This window comes from Sphingomonas sp. BK036 (assembly GCF_004216825.1).
In the GTDB taxonomy this organism is placed as follows: domain Bacteria; phylum Pseudomonadota; class Alphaproteobacteria; order Sphingomonadales; family Sphingomonadaceae; genus Sphingomonas.
The window spans coordinates 517033-532102 of the sequence record NZ_SGXR01000003.1 but is presented as its reverse complement, the minus strand read 5'-3'; the positions used below and the strand labels follow the sequence as shown (position 1 = coordinate 532102).

16 protein-coding genes are annotated in these 15070 nt (G+C 66.8%); 5 read left to right on the top strand and 11 right to left on the bottom strand.

What is annotated here, in order from left to right; translation table 11 throughout:
• Positions 1-6 precede the first annotated feature (6 nt).
• From cdd to EV283_RS02545, 3 genes are read right to left on the bottom strand one after another with little or no spacing between them, the layout of a single operon-like run.
• Positions 7-456, bottom strand: coding sequence for a cytidine deaminase (gene cdd / locus EV283_RS02555; protein ID WP_130322417.1), 450 nt, complete (start codon positions 454-456; stop codon positions 7-9).
• On the bottom strand, positions 453-1130 hold the full coding sequence (locus EV283_RS02550; RefSeq protein WP_130322415.1) for a GH25 family lysozyme: 678 nt from the start codon (positions 1128-1130) through the stop codon (positions 453-455). Before EV283_RS02550 ends, cdd begins: the two co-directional genes overlap by 4 nt.
• A gap of 7 nt (positions 1131-1137) precedes the next feature.
• A complete protein-coding gene (locus tag EV283_RS02545; protein ID WP_056411460.1) occupies positions 1138-1620 on the bottom strand; it encodes a UPF0262 family protein in 483 nt (160 codons plus the stop codon).
• Positions 1621-1719: 99 nt separating this feature from the next.
• On the opposite strand from EV283_RS02545, the gene EV283_RS02540 reads away from it, so the two are divergent.
• A complete protein-coding gene (locus EV283_RS02540; RefSeq protein ID WP_056411458.1) occupies positions 1720-3210 on the top strand; it encodes a replicative DNA helicase in 1491 nt (496 codons plus the stop codon).
• Positions 3211-3372: 162 nt separating this feature from the next.
• Here EV283_RS02540 and EV283_RS02535 read toward each other — a convergent pair whose 3' ends face one another.
• The 7 genes from EV283_RS02535 to EV283_RS02505 form a co-directional block, all read right to left on the bottom strand.
• Positions 3373-4125 carry a phosphoadenylyl-sulfate reductase gene (locus EV283_RS02535; protein ID WP_130322413.1) on the bottom strand — a complete coding sequence of 251 codons (753 nt, stop codon included), beginning with the start codon at positions 4123-4125 and terminating at the stop codon, positions 3373-3375.
• Positions 4118-4558, bottom strand: coding sequence for a DUF934 domain-containing protein (locus tag EV283_RS02530; RefSeq protein ID WP_056050673.1), 441 nt, complete (start codon positions 4556-4558; stop codon positions 4118-4120). Before EV283_RS02530 ends, EV283_RS02535 begins: the two co-directional genes overlap by 8 nt.
• A complete protein-coding gene (locus EV283_RS02525) occupies positions 4551-6182 on the bottom strand; it encodes a nitrite/sulfite reductase (protein ID WP_130322411.1) in 1632 nt (543 codons plus the stop codon). Before EV283_RS02525 ends, EV283_RS02530 begins: the two co-directional genes overlap by 8 nt.
• A 1-nt stretch (position 6183) precedes the next feature.
• On the bottom strand, positions 6184-6480 hold the full coding sequence (locus EV283_RS02520; protein ID WP_056411450.1) for a DUF2849 domain-containing protein: 297 nt from the start codon (positions 6478-6480) through the stop codon (positions 6184-6186).
• On the bottom strand, positions 6477-7265 hold the full coding sequence (gene cobA, locus EV283_RS02515; RefSeq protein ID WP_130322409.1) for a uroporphyrinogen-III C-methyltransferase: 789 nt from the start codon (positions 7263-7265) through the stop codon (positions 6477-6479). The genes EV283_RS02520 and cobA overlap by 4 nt, the downstream gene beginning before the upstream one ends.
• Before the next feature lie 107 nt (positions 7266-7372).
• Positions 7373-8785 (bottom strand): succinylglutamate-semialdehyde dehydrogenase, encoded by a 1413-nt coding sequence (astD, locus tag EV283_RS02510; RefSeq protein WP_130322407.1) that lies wholly within the window; start codon positions 8783-8785, stop codon positions 7373-7375.
• 35 nt (positions 8786-8820) lie between these two features.
• Positions 8821-10197: a protein adenylyltransferase SelO family protein gene (locus EV283_RS02505; RefSeq protein ID WP_130322405.1), complete on the bottom strand. Its 1377-nt coding sequence runs from the start codon at positions 10195-10197 to the stop codon at positions 8821-8823.
• A 37-nt stretch (positions 10198-10234) separates the two neighbouring features.
• Here EV283_RS02505 and EV283_RS02500 point away from each other — a divergent pair, with 37 nt between their 5' ends.
• The 3 genes from EV283_RS02500 to EV283_RS02490 all read left to right on the top strand — a co-directional run bounded on the left by EV283_RS02500 (position 10235) and on the right by EV283_RS02490 (position 13197).
• A complete protein-coding gene (locus EV283_RS02500; RefSeq protein WP_130322403.1) occupies positions 10235-11116 on the top strand; it encodes an alpha/beta hydrolase in 882 nt (293 codons plus the stop codon).
• A 44-nt stretch (positions 11117-11160) separates the two neighbouring features.
• On the top strand, positions 11161-11919 hold the full coding sequence (locus tag EV283_RS02495; protein WP_130322401.1) for an SDR family oxidoreductase: 759 nt from the start codon (positions 11161-11163) through the stop codon (positions 11917-11919).
• A gap of 168 nt (positions 11920-12087) precedes the next feature.
• Complete coding sequence (locus tag EV283_RS02490) at positions 12088-13197, top strand: glycosidase (RefSeq protein ID WP_130322399.1); 1110 nt, start codon at positions 12088-12090, stop codon at positions 13195-13197.
• 59 nt (positions 13198-13256) lie between these two features.
• Here EV283_RS02490 and EV283_RS02485 read toward each other — a convergent pair whose 3' ends face one another.
• Entirely contained in the window at positions 13257-13613 is a 357-nt protein-coding gene (locus EV283_RS02485; RefSeq protein ID WP_130322397.1) for a hypothetical protein, read from the bottom strand.
• Positions 13614-13894: 281 nt separating this feature from the next.
• Between EV283_RS02485 and EV283_RS02480 the strand changes: the two genes are divergently transcribed.
• Complete coding sequence (locus EV283_RS02480) at positions 13895-15031, top strand: glycosyltransferase (RefSeq protein WP_130322395.1); 1137 nt, start codon at positions 13895-13897, stop codon at positions 15029-15031.
• Positions 15032-15070 lie beyond the last annotated feature (39 nt).

Below are 15070 nucleotides of genomic sequence, written 5' to 3'. Positions count from 1 at the left end.
GACGGCTCAGCGGATTCCCAGGTCGGCCGGGCCGAACGCGTCGGGGAGCAGTTCCGACACGGTGTAGGTGCGGATCGCGTCACCCTCTGCCGCGCCGCAATGCACGGGCAAGTCGCGGCCGCCCATCTGCGCAGCTTCGTTGATGACCTGGCGGCAGCGGCCGCAGGGGCTGACGGGCGCGGTGCCCGTCGCGCGGCCGTCGGCGTCCATCGCGCCGCCGATCACGCCGATCGCGACGATATCGCGGAGACGGCCCGCGGCGCTCGCGGTGGCGATCGCAACCGTCTCGGCGCACAGCGACAGGCCGTAGCTGGCGTTCTCGAAATTGGCGCCGGTTATCACGGTGCCGTCGTTGAGCAGCACCGCTGCGCCGACCGCGAACCGCGAATAGGGCGCGTGCGCATTGCGTGAAGCGTCTCGGGCTGCGGCGACGAGCCGTGTTGCGTGTTCAGTCATGATGCCACTACGTCCCAATTTACCGGTCCCTCGACCCCGTCGATGCGGCGGAAATCGCTTGCGCGCCACATCCGCCACGGCCGCGCGGTGTAGTCGGGTTTGAGTACATTCTCCACCGCCCATAGCGGCCGCGGCACCGCCTCCGACAGGCTGTATTGCGTGTCGACCGCCTTGCTGATCCGCAGCATCACGGGCTGGCGGGTGTGCGTCTCGACCATCGTCACGAACTGCGCGACGTCGGCGATCAGCGTGGCGCGATTCGGGCGCGCGGTGCAGTCGTCATGGAAGGCGATGTCGACGGCGGTCGGCAACGCATCCGCGGTTCGCGGCACGAAGGTGTTGAACGCATTGGCTTGTTCGTCCGCACGCTGGCACAGCGAATAGACATGCACCGCACCGCGCCTGAGACCGGCCTCGGGCAGCGCCGCCCAGTTCGCCTCGAACCCCGGATCGCGCCGGTCGGTGCCCGACGTCGCGACGAGATAGGCGAAGTCGGCGCCGCGTGCGCGCACCGTGCCCCATTCGACCGGGCCGGGATTTTCGGCGAGGTCGATGCCCTGCAACGGATACTGCTTCACATCGGGGTGCCAGCCGGTGGCGGCGGTCCAGCCGCAGATGCCGACAAAGCCGGTCGCGGCCAGCGCGGCCGCGAATTTCAAAAGTCCGTAAGCCATGGGTCTTCTAATTGCGGATGTGGAGGACGCAGATCAGCGTGAACAGCCGTCGCGCGGTGTCGAAATCGACCTCGATCTTGCCATCGAGGCGTTCCTTCAACAGCTCTGCAGCTTCGTTGTGGATGCCGCGGCGCGCCATGTCCACCGTCTCGATCTGCGCCGGGGTCGATTGCCGGATCGCCTGGTAATAGCTGTCGCAGATCGCGAAATAATCGCGGATCGGCCGACGGAACCGCCCGAGCGCGAGCACCAGAGTCTCGAGATGCGTATCGTCCTCGCGGTGGATATGGATGCCGAGGCGCCCTTCCTCCGACTGGAGCTTGATCTTGAAGGGGCCGGCATAGCCATCGGGATAGGCGCGCTGTGGCGCGAAGTGATTGCCCTCGATCAGGTCGAAGATCGCGATCCGGCGTTCCTGTTCGACGTCGGGCGAACGCCAGCCGAGACTGGTCTCGTCAAGCTCAACATCGATGATCCGCGGGTCGGCCATGATTGTGCGATAGCGGGGCGCGTTCGGCCTGTCACTTATCCCCAGCATTCCGGCGCGAGCAGCTTGGACGCGCGCGCGCGCATGGCGTAGGTGCGGGGGATGGCAACTCTCGCATTCCCCGTTCCCGCTGTGGCCGAACCGCAGCAGCTTCCCCGCAACGTCGAAGCCGAGGCCGCGATGCTCGGCGCGATGATGATCGACAACCGGCTCGCCGACGATCTGGTCGACAAGCTCGAGCCCGGGCATTTCTTCGAACCCGTCCACGGGCGAATCTTCGCGGCGATCAAGACGCTGCGCGGCAACGACATGCTGGTGACACCGGTGACGCTGCGGCCGATGTTCGACGCGGACGAGGGCATGCGCGAGCTTGGCGGGCCGGCGTATCTGGCGGGGCTGACGGGCAGCGGCGCAGGCCTGATCGGTGCGCGCCAGTTCGCACAGCAGATCTATGACCTCGCGATGTTGCGTGCGCTCGTTTCGGTCGGGCGGACGCTCGTCGACCGCGCGATGGACACGTCGGAAGAGGTCAATCCGCGTGCGCAGATCGAGCTGGCCGAGGAGGAGCTGTTCAAGGTCGCGGCCGATGGCGGCTCGGAAAATTCGGTGAAGTCGTTCGCGCAGGCGACGACCGCGGCGGTCAAGATGGCGGAGCGGGCGCTGAACTCGGGCGGCAACCTGTCGGGCGTCACGACGGGTATCGATTCGATCAACGCGAAGATCGGCGGCATGCATCACAGCGATCTCATGATCCTCGCCGGGCGTCCGGGCATGGGCAAGACGTCGCTCGCCACCAACATCGCGTTCAACGCGGCGCGGCGCTGGATGCGCGACATGGCCGACGGGATCGCGCCGAAGGATTCGGTTGGGGCGAAGGTCGCGTTCTTCTCGCTGGAAATGTCCGCGGATCAGCTGGCGACGCGTATTCTCGCCGAGCAGTCGCAGATTTCGTCCGAATCGCTTCGCATGGGCAAGATCAGCCGCACCGAGTTCGCTCAGCTCGCGGCTGCCGCTGCCGAGCTAGAGAATCTGCCGCTGTTCATCGACGATACCGGCGGTCTCTCGATCGGCGCGCTGCACACGCGCGTCCGCCGGTTGCAGCGTCGCCATAACAACGAGATCGGGCTGGTGGTGGTCGACTATCTCCAGCTGCTGTCGGGGTCGGGCAAGAGCAAGGATGGCAACCGAGTCCAGGAGATCTCGGAGATTTCGCGTGGGCTCAAGACGCTGGCGAAGGATCTGAACGTGCCGGTGCTGGCGCTGTCGCAGCTGTCGCGTGCGGTGGAATCGCGCGAGGACAAGACGCCGATGCTGTCGGATCTTCGCGAATCGGGGTCGATCGAGCAGGACGCCGACATGGTCTGGTTCGTGTACCGCGAGGATTATTACGTCGCGTCGAAGGAGCCCAAGCGCCCCGCCGAAGGCGACAGCGCGAAGATCTTCGAGGATCACGCGTCTTGGGCGGCGGAGATGGAGCGGGTGTATGGTCTGGCCGAGCTGATCATCGCGAAGCAGCGTCACGGTGCGACGGGCAAGGTGCGGATGAAGTTCGATCCGACGATCACCAAGTTCTCGGATCTGGCGGAATATTGAGTGCGTCTCCCTCTCCCCTCCGGGGAGAGGGAAGGGGCCCGCGGCGCTTGCCGTGGGAAGGGAGAGGGGCGTGGGGCTCGGGACGGCTCATCCCAACGCCCCTCTCCCTTCCGTCGCCTACGGCTCCTCCCTCCCTCTCCCCGGAGGGGAGAGGGACCTGAGTCAGATCATCGGGTCGTAATCGGTGGGGGCGTGGATGCCGCATTCGACCTTGTCGAAGCTCCGCCACCGGCCCGCGCGCGGATCTTCGCCAGGGGCCACCTTCGTCGTGCAGGGCGCGCAGCCGATCGAGAGATACCCCTGCGCCTCGAGAGGATGCCGGGGCAGGTCGTGCTCGGCGAAATAGGCGTCGAGCCTGGCCTTGTCCCAATCCGCCAGCGGGTTGATCTTCAACCGGCCTTCGTCCTCTTCGAAGCGGGGCAGCGCGGTCCGCGTCCCCGACTGGAAGCCCTTGCGGCCCGAGATCCACGAATCGAACGGCGCCAGTGCGCGGCGCAGTGGCTCGACCTTGCGCAGGTCGCAGCAGCCGTCGGGATCGTAGGACCAGCGCAGCCCGGTCTTGTCCTTGATCGCGAGCAACCGCGGATCGGGCCGGAACACGCGCAGGTCGGTAAAGCCGAGCTTCTCCGCCAACTCGTCGCGATACGCCAGCGTCTCGCCGAACATCTTCTGCGTGTTGGTGAAGACCACCGGCACATCGACATCGACCTGCGCGACCATGTGCAGCAGCACCGCCGATTCGGCGCCGAACGACGACACCGCCGCGATCCGCCCGCGCAACTCGCCCGCCAGCAGCTCGCGCAGCATGTCCTGCGCGGACACGCCTTCGAACCGCGCCTGCATCACCTGCGCATCCACGCGGGTGAAGGCGGGCGTGACGTCGATCATGTCGAGTATGCGCGCGGGTTCACCCATGGCGCAGCTTCCACACCGGCACCGCACCGTCCGCTGCCTTCTGGTACGGCGTGTCATAGCGCTCGAGGCTGGCGCGCAGCACGTCGATGTCGATCGGCGCTTGCGGCGCGAAGCTGTCGAACCCGCAGCGCCGCATCAGCGGGATCTGGTCGACGAGCACGTCGCCCTGCGCGCGGAGTTCACCCGTATAGCCCGCCTCGCGCAGGATCCGCGCGGACGAATAGCCGCGCCCGTCGCGATAGCCGGGAAAGCTGACCTCGATCAGCGCGAGCTGGTCGATCTGCGGCAACAGCGCGCGCGCGTCGTCGCCCGCCTCGAGGCGAACGGCAGCGGCGTTGCTCTGGCCGATGAACGAGTCGAGCGTCACCGCAGGCTCGTCATGCGGCTCGTCGTCGCGGAAGCGGAGCAGCGTCTGGTCCGGATACTCAACCATAGATCGCCTCCTTGAACGTCTCGAAGCCGACTCGGCGGTAGGTGTCGAGGAACCGCTCGCCGGGGTCGCGCACCTGCAGATAGCGGTCGGTGACGCGTTCGATCGCGTCGACCACGCCGTCCTCGGAGAAGCCGGGGCCGGTGATCTTGGCGAGGCTCACATCCTCCGCGCCCGATCCACCGAGCGACAGCTGGTAATTCTCGGTGCCCTTCTTGTCGACGCCGAGGATGCCGATGTGGCCGGCATGATGATGCCCGCAGGCGTTGATGCAGCCGCTGATCTTCAGCTTCAGCTCGCCCAGGTCGCGCTGGCGATCGAGGCTGCCGAAGCGCGTCGCGATCTTCTGCGCGAGCGGGATCGAGCGCGCATTGGCGAGGCTGCAATAATCGAGACCGGGGCAAGCGATGATGTCGCTGATCAGGTCGAGATTGGCCTCGGCCAGACCCGCCTCGTTGAGCGTCGACCACACCGCGTGCAAATCGGCGATGCGGACGTGCGGCAGGACGATGTTCTGCGCATGCGTGACGCGCAGTTCGTCGAAGCTGTAGCGCGTGCCGAGATCGGCCATCACGTCGATCTGGTCCGCCGAGGCGTCGCCGGGGATGCCGCCGACGGGCTTCAGGCTGATGTTGACGATCGCATAGCCGGGCTGCTTGTGCGCCTTCACGTTCTGGTCGAGCCAGACAGCGAAGTCGGGATCGCTGCGGTCGATTTCGGTGGACGCGTTGTCCTCGAATGCGGGCGCGCCGAAATGGCTCGTGATCCGCTCCAGCTCGGCACGCGGCGGATCGAGGCCGAGGCCCTTTACCGCGGCGAATTCCTCCTCGACCTGGCGACGATATTCGTCGGGGCCGATCTCGTGCAGCAGGATCTTTATCCGCGCCTTGTAGATGTTGTCGCGGCGGCCGTAGCGATTGTAGACGCGCAGGCACGCCTCGAGATAGCTCATCAGGTCGTCCGCGGGGACGAAATCGCGGATCTCGTGGCTGATCATGGGCGTGCGGCCCATGCCGCCGCCGACATAGATCTTCGCGCCGAGTTCACCGTCGCGGACGTGCAGACCGATGCCGATGTCGTGCAGCCGCATCGCCGCGCGATCCTCGTCCGCCGCGATCACGCAGATCTTGAATTTGCGGGGCAGGTAGGTGAATTCGGGGTGGAACGTCGACCACTGGCGGATCAGTTCGGCCCAGGGGCGCGGATCGGCGACCTCGTCCGCGGCGGCGCCGGCGAACTGGTCGGAACTGATGTTGCGGATGCAGTTGCCCGACGTCTGAATGGCATGCATCTCGACCGTCGACAGTTCCTGGAGGATGTCCGGGGTCTGGTCGAGCTGGATCCAGTTGAACTGGATGTTCTGTCGCGTCGTGAAATGCCCGTAGCCGCGATCATATTTGCGCGCGATGTGGCCGAGCATCCGCATCTGCCGGCCGTCGAGCGTGCCGTACGGCACCGCGACGCGCAGCATGTACGCGTGCAGCTGGAGATACAGACCGTTCATCAGCCGGAGCGGCTTGAACTGGTCCTCGGTCAGCTCGCCCGAGAGGCGGCGGCGGACCTGATCGCGGAACTCGTCGACGCGCTGGTCGACGATCGCCTGGTCATATTCGTCATATTTGTACATGTCAGATCACCCAGCTGCCGGCATCGGGGTCGGCGGGTTTGAGAGTCAAATCGGGTCGCATCGTCGGGCCAAGCGCGCGGATGCGGTCCTTGATGTGGGCGGGGCGGGGGCCGTCGTCGGTCTGGGTCGCCTCGATCAGATAGGGGACGTTGACGCGGCGCGCGCCTTCCTCCGCCTGGAGGATCGATTCGCCCGCGACGCCGACGTCGACCGCATCCTCGATATGGCGCGACCAGCCTTCGCCGGTCCACCAGATCACGTCGCCTGTGGGAAGGTCGTTTCCGGTCAACAGCTTCATGCGGCGGCCTCTGCAATGCGTCCCCAGCGGGCGAGTTTGTCTTGCGCGTCGGACAGTTCGACGACTTCGCCGACGACGATGATCGCGGGGCTCTTCACGGCTTCGCGAGTCACCATCGCACCGAGATCGGCCAGCAACGTGCGGATCGCGCGCGACCCCTGCAACGTGCCGCGTTCGAGCACCGCGACGGGCATGTCGGGCGCGACGCCGTCGGCCATGAGCTTGTCGGCGATGTCGGTCGCGGTCGCGATGCCCATGTAGATCACGAGTGTCCGGCCCTGGCCGGCCAGCCCGGCCCAGTTCTGCTCGTCGAGGCCCTTGCACTGGCCCGCAACGAAGCTGACCGCGCTCGAATGATCGCGGTGCGTGAGCGGCAGCATCGCCTCGGCGGCGCAACCCAGCGCAGCGGACACGCCGGGGATGACCTCGACCGGCAGCCCTGCGGCGCGGACGGCTTCGACTTCCTCGCCGCCGCGGCCGAACACGAACGGATCGCCGCCCTTCAGGCGGATCACGATCGCGCCGGTCTTCACATGCGCGATGATCAGTGCGTTGATCGCCTCCTGCGGCAAGGTGTGCCGCGCGCGCTGTTTGGCGACGGAGATGCGCTGTGCAGACGGTGGCGCGATGTCGAGCACGCGCGGGTCGATCAGGCCGTCATGCACGACGACGTCGGCGGTCTTGAGCGCCTCGACCGCGCGGACGGTGAGCAGGCCGGGATCGCCCGGGCCCGCCCCGACGAGAATGACGCGCCCGCGGGCGGTAGGGTCTAGGAGACTTGCCATGCGATGGGAGATGGGCGGCAACGCGCTGCGCTGCAACCGAATGATGCTTTGGCGGGGGGTAGGAGAGCTTTTGCCGACCGGATTTGAGAGCCCGGAAGATTCAGCCGTCACCCGTCTGCCAGGCCGATGCCGATGCTGGCGCGCGCGCTTTCGGATTCGCTGCTGACGACCGGATAGGCGCAATAGTCCGCCGCGTAATAGGCGCTCGGCCGGTGGTTGCCCGACCAGCCGATGCCGCCGAACGGCGCGCCCGAGGAGGCGCCGTTGGTCGGCTTGTTCCAGTTGACGATGCCCGCGCGGATATTGGCCCAGAACCGGTCGTACAGCGCGGGCGTCTGGCTGATCAGCGAGGCGGACAGGCCGTAGCGCGTGGCGTTGGCCTCGGCGATCGCGGCATCGAAATCGTCGACGCGGACGACCTGCAGGATCGGCCCGAACAGTTCGACATCGGGCCGGTCGGCGACGTCGGTCACGTCGATCAGCGCGGGCTTGAGGAACGGCAGATTCTCGACCGGGCGTTCGAGATGGCGGATCGCGCGGCCGCCGCGCATCAGCAGCGCGAGAAAGCTCTCGGTCAGCTGGTCGGCCGCGTCATTGTCGATCACCGGGCCCATGAACGGCGCGGGGTTGGCGTGCGGTTCGCCGACGATGATCCGGCCGACCATCTTGTCGAGCGTCGCGATGAGCGGCTCGTATAATCGGGTATCGACGATCAGCCGCCGGGCGGCGGTGCAGCGCTGGCCTGCGGTGGTGAATGCCGACTGGATGATCAGGATCGCGGCGGTGTGGAGGTCGGGCGTATCCCACACGACGATCGGGTTGTTGCCGCCCATCTCCAGCGCGAGAATCTTCTCGGGCTTGTCCGCGAACGCGCGGTTAAGCGCGAGGCCGGTATGCGCCGAGCCGGTGAACAGCAGCCCGTCGATATCGGGGTGCGCGGCGAGCGCCTTGCCTTCGTTCGGACCGCCGATCACGAGCCGGATGCACTCGGCGGGCACGCCCGCGGCGCGGAAGCATTCGACGAGGAATGCGCCGACCGCGGGGGTCTTTTCCGATGGCTTGAAGACGACTGCGTTGCCGGCGATCAGCGCAGGTACGATGTGGCCGTTGGGCAGATGCGCGGGGAAGTTGTACGGCCCGAGAACGGCCAGCACGCCGTGCGGCTTGTGGCGAACGGCGATGCGCGAGCCCATCGTTGCCTCGAGCCGCCGCTGGGCGGTACGATCGGCATAGGCGCTGACCGAGATGTCGACCTTGGCGATGACGGTCTCGACTTCGCCGCGGGCTTCCCAGATCGGCTTGCCGGTTTCGCGCGCGATCAGATCGGTGAACGCGTCGTTGCGCTGGCGGACGATGTTGGCGAAGCGCCGCATCGTCTCGATCCGGAAGGCGAGCGGCTTGGACGCCCAGCTCGACCATCCGGCCCGGGCGCAGGCGACTTCGGCATCGACGTCGCCGATCGGATGGCGCCAGAGAATCGCGCCGGTGGCCGGTTCGTAGGAGATGATCTCGTCGGACATGCGCTGCTTTTGCCTCAAATCAGACGTGATTCCAATTATTCGGCGAGCGCCTCGCCCATCGCGCGGATTGCAGCGACCTTCGTGTTCAACAGCGTCCAGTCGTCATGCTCGGCGATCGGGGCCCAGATCGCCTCGACCTCGTCGATCAGCATGCTGCACGGTTCGCCCGACCAATAGACGTGCGATCGATCCTTGCGCGGTTCATAGGACGCCAGCGCCGCGCGGACCTCGGCCCAGGGTTCCGCATAGGTCTCGGGCAGGTCGCCGCCGAACGCGTCGAAGAAGAAGCGGTCTATGCCGACGCCCGAGGTGCGGAGCGCGCGTTCCGTGGCTTGTACCAAGTCGCGGTCGGTGTCCGGATCGCGCGGGCGGACGCCGAGCCGCCAGAGGATCGCCTGCGTGACTTCGGGTTGATAGCGCGGCCCGAACTGGTCGAGCGCGGCCACCAAGGGCTCGCTCTCGGCGATCGGGCGGAGCGCGATTGCGAGCTGCATCACGTCCCAGTGGATCGCCTCGGGCTGGCGGCCGAACGCGTACAGACCCTGATGATCGAAATAGGCCGCGGTGAAGGCGGGATCCCAGGTCGGGGCGAAGCGCCACGGGCCGTAATCGAAGCTCTCGCCGGTGACGTTGATATTGTCCGAATTGAGCACGCCGTGGACGAAGCCGGCGGCCATGTAGCGTGCGGCTAAACGCGCGGTGCGGCCGACCACGAGGTCGAGCAGGCGGACGGGGTCTTCGCTGTCCTCGTCGTACAGGTTGCGCAGCGTGTAGCCGACGAGCGTGCGCAGGCCCGCCTCGTCGCGCTCATAGGCCAGGCGCTGGAAACTGCCGATGCGGACATGGCTGTGATTGAGGCGGACGAGCACCGCGGAGCGCGTCGGGCTGGGCTCGTCGCCGCGCTGTAGTTCTTCGCCCGTCTCGATCAGCGACAGCGTGCGCGAGGTCGGGACGTTGAGCGCTTCGAGCATCTCGGTCGCGAGGATCTCGCGCACGCCGCCCTTTAGCGTCAGGCGACCGTCGCCGAACCGGCTCCACGGCGTCTGGCCCGATCCCTTGGTGCCGAGATCCATCAACCGGTCGCGATCGTCGCGCATCTGCGCAAAGGTGAAGCCGCGACCGTCGCCGATCTCGGGGTTATATTGGCGGAACTGATGGCCGTGATAGCGCAGCGCGAGCGGCTGCGGGAGCGTGCGGGGCAGCGGCACGAACCGGCCGAAATGGCTGGCCCACGCCTCGTCGCCCAGCGCTTCGAGCCCGATCTGCCGGGCGGCGCGATCGTTGCGGAAGCGGAGCCGAGTCTCGGGAAAGTCGGCGGGGACGACCGGATCGAAGAATCCCTCTCCCAGCGTCAGAAGGCGAGTCTCCGGGCGATAGCGAGCGGAGCGGAAGGCTTGCGGGTCGATGGGCATGCGGCGATATGGTGGCCGCTACCCGAAGGACGCAACCATGGCCGCTTACGAAAACCTCTATTGGTGGTCCAATGACGGGCTGAGATTGCACGCGCGCGACTATCCGGGCGGGGCGGAAGGCCAGCCGCCGATCCTCTGCATGGCCGGGCTGACACGGAACGCGCGCGACTTCGATGCGCTGGCGGCACGGCTGGCGGGGCGGTGGCGGCTGATCGCGGTCGATTTCCGCGGCCGCGGCGAGAGCGCCTATGCGAAGGATCCGATGTCCTATGTCCCGCTGACCTATGTCCAGGACGTCGAGGCGCTGCTGACCGAGCAGGGGGTGGATCGCTATGTCGCGTTCGGCACGTCGCTCGGCGGGATTGTCGCGATGCTGATGGCGGGGCCATCGCGCGGGCGGATGGTGGCGGCGCTGCTCAACGATGTCGGGCCGGAGGTCGATGCGCAGGGCCTGTCGCGGATCCGCGGCTATGTCGGCAAGGCGAGCGTCTTCCCGACCTGGATGCACGCCGCACGCTGCGTCGCGGAGAATAACGGCGACGTCTATCCCGACTGGGGGATCGAGGAGTGGCTGGCGATGGCCAAGCGGCTGTACCGGCTCAACAGTTCGGGGCGGATCGTGCTCGATTACGACCTGAAGATCGCCGAGCCGTTCCGCGTGCCGGGGAACGAGGCTGGGCCGGACATGTGGCAGGCGCTCGCGTCGCTGCGGGACGTGCCCACGCTGATCGTGCGCGGCGGGCGATCGGACCTGTTGTCGGCGGCGACCGCGGAGCGGATGGTGGCATCGCTCGACCGCGCCGAACTGGTGACGGTGCCGGGCGTCGGCCATGCCCCGACGCTGACCGAGACGATCGTACAGGCGCCGATCGACCGGCTGCTGGCGCGTGCGCTTGAGGGGGCGGCGATCCGCGCCTAAGCCCGCCCGATGCTGCGCACTGCGCCGATGCACCAGGAAATTTCATGACCGACCATGCCGAGCTTCATACCAGCGCACGCCCCCTGAAGGGCCGCCGCGCGATCATCACCGGGGGGACGACCGGGATCGGCCGGGCGATCGCGGTGATGCTCGCGGGGCAGGGGGTCAGCGTCTATATCTGCGGCCACGACGCAGGCCATCTGGAGGACGCGCTGACGCAGATCCGGGCGGTCGGCACGGGCGACGGCATGGTCACCGAACTCGCTGACCCGGACAAGGTGCGCGCGTTCTTCGACGCGGGCGAGGCCTATCTTGGCGGGTTCGACATCACCGTGATCAACGCGGCGGTGGCCGCGGGCGGTCTGACGCAGATGGACGAGGACGCGCTGCGCTATGCGATCGCGGTCAATTTCACCGCCTATCTGCTCAGCGCGCATCACGCCGCGCACCGGATGACGCCGATCGGCGACATGGTCCTGATCGGCTCGCTCAGCGCGCATATCCTCGGGCCGAGCTCGACGGTTTACGCCGGCATCAAGTCGGGGATCGCCGGTTTCTCGGAGGCGCTGCGGCGCGAACTGGGGCCCAAGGGTATCCGCGTGTCGCTGGTCGAGCCGGGCAAGGTCGGCTCGAACATGCAATATCCGGACGTGCCCGACGAGAAGCAGCGCGCGATGATCGCGGCGGAGCAGATGCTGCGCGGCGAGGATATCGCCGCGGGCGTCGAGTTCCTGCTGACGCAGCCGACGCGGTCGGTGATCCAGCAGATCGTCATCGTCCCGCGGGCGTTGGAGGGGGAATAACGCAGCCGGGTTGGCGGTATGCCATCAGGCGCAAACCCTCCCGTCATCCTGACGAAAGTCAGGATCCAGAGTTACGGTGAGGCGTCCTGCATGGCTCTGGATCCTGACTTTCGTCAGGATGACGGGGCAATTGGGGCGAAGTCCCGGACCCAAACCAAGGAGAATAGCATGTTCGATCAGCTCGTCTTCACCCCCGCGGACATCGACCTGTCGCGCTCGCCGCTGGCGGGGAAGGTGGGCGCCGAGACCTATGTGCTCGGCGCGTTCAACCCAGGGATGACGCGGCTGGCGAACGGCAACCTGCTGCTGATGGTGCGCGTGGCCGAGGCGCTGCGCCAGCCGATCAAGGGCGGCAACGTCCATGCGATCCGCTGGCAGGATGGCGCCTATCTGCTTGATGCATGGCCGTTGCAGATGGTCGACACGAAGGATCCGCGGAAATTTTTGATCCCCGGCGGGGGGTGGAAGGTGATGGCGCTGACGTCGCTGTCGTGGCTGTTGCCGGTCGAGCTGGACCCGGAGGGGCGATCGGTCGTGGCGGTGCATTACGACAAGGCGATCACGCCGCGGACGTCGTACCAATGCTATGGCGTCGAGGATGCGCGGATCTCGAAGGTCGGGGATCGGTATCTGATGACCACCTGTTCGGTGAGCCCGGAGCGGCATTCGACGACGCTGTATTCGTCCGCCGATGCGCTCGACTGGCAGCTCGAGGGCATCGTGCTCGATCACCAGAACAAGGACATGCTCATCTTCGAGGGGCTGATCGGCGGGCAATATTGGGCACAGACGCGGCCGCTCGGCGACCTGTACTTCGCCTATCCGCCGGGCAGCGAGTGGCGCGCCGGCCCCTCGATCAACCTGTCGCGCTCGCCCGACGCGCTGCACTGGAAGCCGCATGACAAGCCCGGCATCCGGCCGCACGCCGCCACCGTCTCGACCGCGCGGATGGGGGGCGGTGCGCCGCCGATCCTGACCGATCGGGGCTGGCTGACGCTGTGGCACGGCGTCGAGCCGTCGGGCGTTGTCGGCATCTACCGCACCTATTGGTCGATCCTCGACAGGGACGATCCGTCGATCACCGTCGCGACCGAGCACAAGGCGCTGCTCGAGCCGAACCCGGCACTGACCGAGCCGCTCAAGGACAGCCTGTATCTCGACAATGTCGTGTTCACGACCGGCATCGCGGACGCGGGCGACTTCTATGTGGTGGCGAGCGGCGAGGCGGATCTGGCCTGCCGGATCACGCATATCGACAAGGCGGTGTTCGCGGGCTGAGCGGGACAGAACGAGGTCGCGGCGGTACGCGTGATGCGTGCCGCCGCGACCCGGTCGGTTCAGCAGAAGCCGAAGGTCTGCTGGACGATGACCTTGCCGGCGACCGATACATAGACCTTGATGCCGGTGGGAACGCCCCAGGTCGTGCAGATGTCGAGACACGCTTGTGCCGCGGTGCCGTTCGGGAAGATCGCGGGGATCGGCAGGCAGACCGAGCCGAAGCCGAATGGCAGGTTGAGGCACACCTTGCCGTTGTTGACGGTCACGCTGATGCAGGTGGCTGCCAGCGTAAGCTTTCCGCCGGACGACAGATCGGTCGTGTGGTTGGCCGCGGTCAGCCCCGCTGCGTCGTGATGCCCCCTGGCTGCTTCGAGCACGCCGTCGATTGCTTTGCTGTCGAAGTCATAATAGGTCATGTCGGCTATCCTTCCCGTTTTTGCTTGGGACTTACAGATACCGCTCGCCGCGACCGAAATCTCGGGGATCATGATCCATATCGATAGTGTCATGATCCGAAACGAAGCCATCGACTCTATTGTTCGGCGTGTCGGCTATTGACGAATCAGGAGATGCGTATCTTGGGCTGAACTTGACAGGAGTCGCCGGAGGGTCGCGAAAGCCGTCGCGGCGCTGTGGCGGGCGGCGTCTCGAAAGGCAGGGCCTTGAAAGCCGGGCCGGAAATCGGCATCGCTCGGACATGGCTGCACCCGTCAACATCCTGCATCTCCACTCCTCGTTCAGCCTGGGCGGCAAGGAGGCGCGGGCGGTCGCCTTGATGAATGCGTTCGGCGACCGGGCGAAACACACGATCGTCTCGGGCGTGCCCGATGCGCTGGATGCGCGCGATTCGATCGCCAAGGGCATCCGCTACGAGATCGCGCAGAACCCGCCGCCGCTGACCGGCAAGCCCTCGGTCAAGCGCTACGAGGCGATCGCGCAGTATATGCGGCGGTTCGACCTGGTGCTGACCTATAATTGGGGTGCGATCGACGGGGCAATGGCGCGCCGCGCGTTCAGCAAGGGCGCGCCGCCGCTCGTCCATCATGAGGACGGGTTCAACGCGGACGAGGCGGGCGGCCTCAAGATCGAGCGCAACATCTATCGGCGGCTCGCGCTGGGCGCCGCGCATGCGCTGGCGGTGCCGTCGGAGGCGCTCGAGGCGATCGCGCTCAACACCTGGAAGCAGCCGCGCGCGCGCGTCCACCGGATCGTCAACGGGATCGGCACCGCCTATTACGCGCAGAAGCCCGAGCCCAAGGCGATCCCGGGCTTCGTGCCGAACGCCAAGGAGGTCGTGATCGGTGCGCTGGCGGGCCTGCGCGAGGTGAAGGATCTCACTGCGCTGGTCCGCGCGGTCGGTGGCGTTTCGGGGCGGGTGCGGCTGGTGATCGTCGGCGAGGGGCCCGAGCGCGCGAACATCGTGCAGGCGGCTGCGGCGATGGGGATGGCGGACAAGCTGGTGCTGCCTGGATTCCTCGATCGGCCCTATCGCTACATCGGCCATTTCGACGTGCTGGCGGTGTCGTCGCGCAGCGAACAGTTTCCGATCTCCGTGGTCGAGGCGATGGCCGCGGGCCTGCCGATCGCGAGCTATCCGGTCGGCGACATCAAGCGGATGGTCTCGCCCGAGAATCTGCCGTTCGTGACCGACATCGCCAACGAGGTGCGGCTGCGCGACGCGCTGCAGGCGCTGGTCGCGGATCCGACGCTCCGCGCCTCGGTCGGGCTTGCAAACCAGGCCAAGGCGCGCGCAGAATTCGACGAGGCAATGATGATCGCGCGCTATCGAAGCCTGTACGAGAGTGCACTGGGACGACCCGGTGCGCTAACCTAGGTCTTAATTTGCTCGCGCGCTGCGTCCTTGCGATATAGG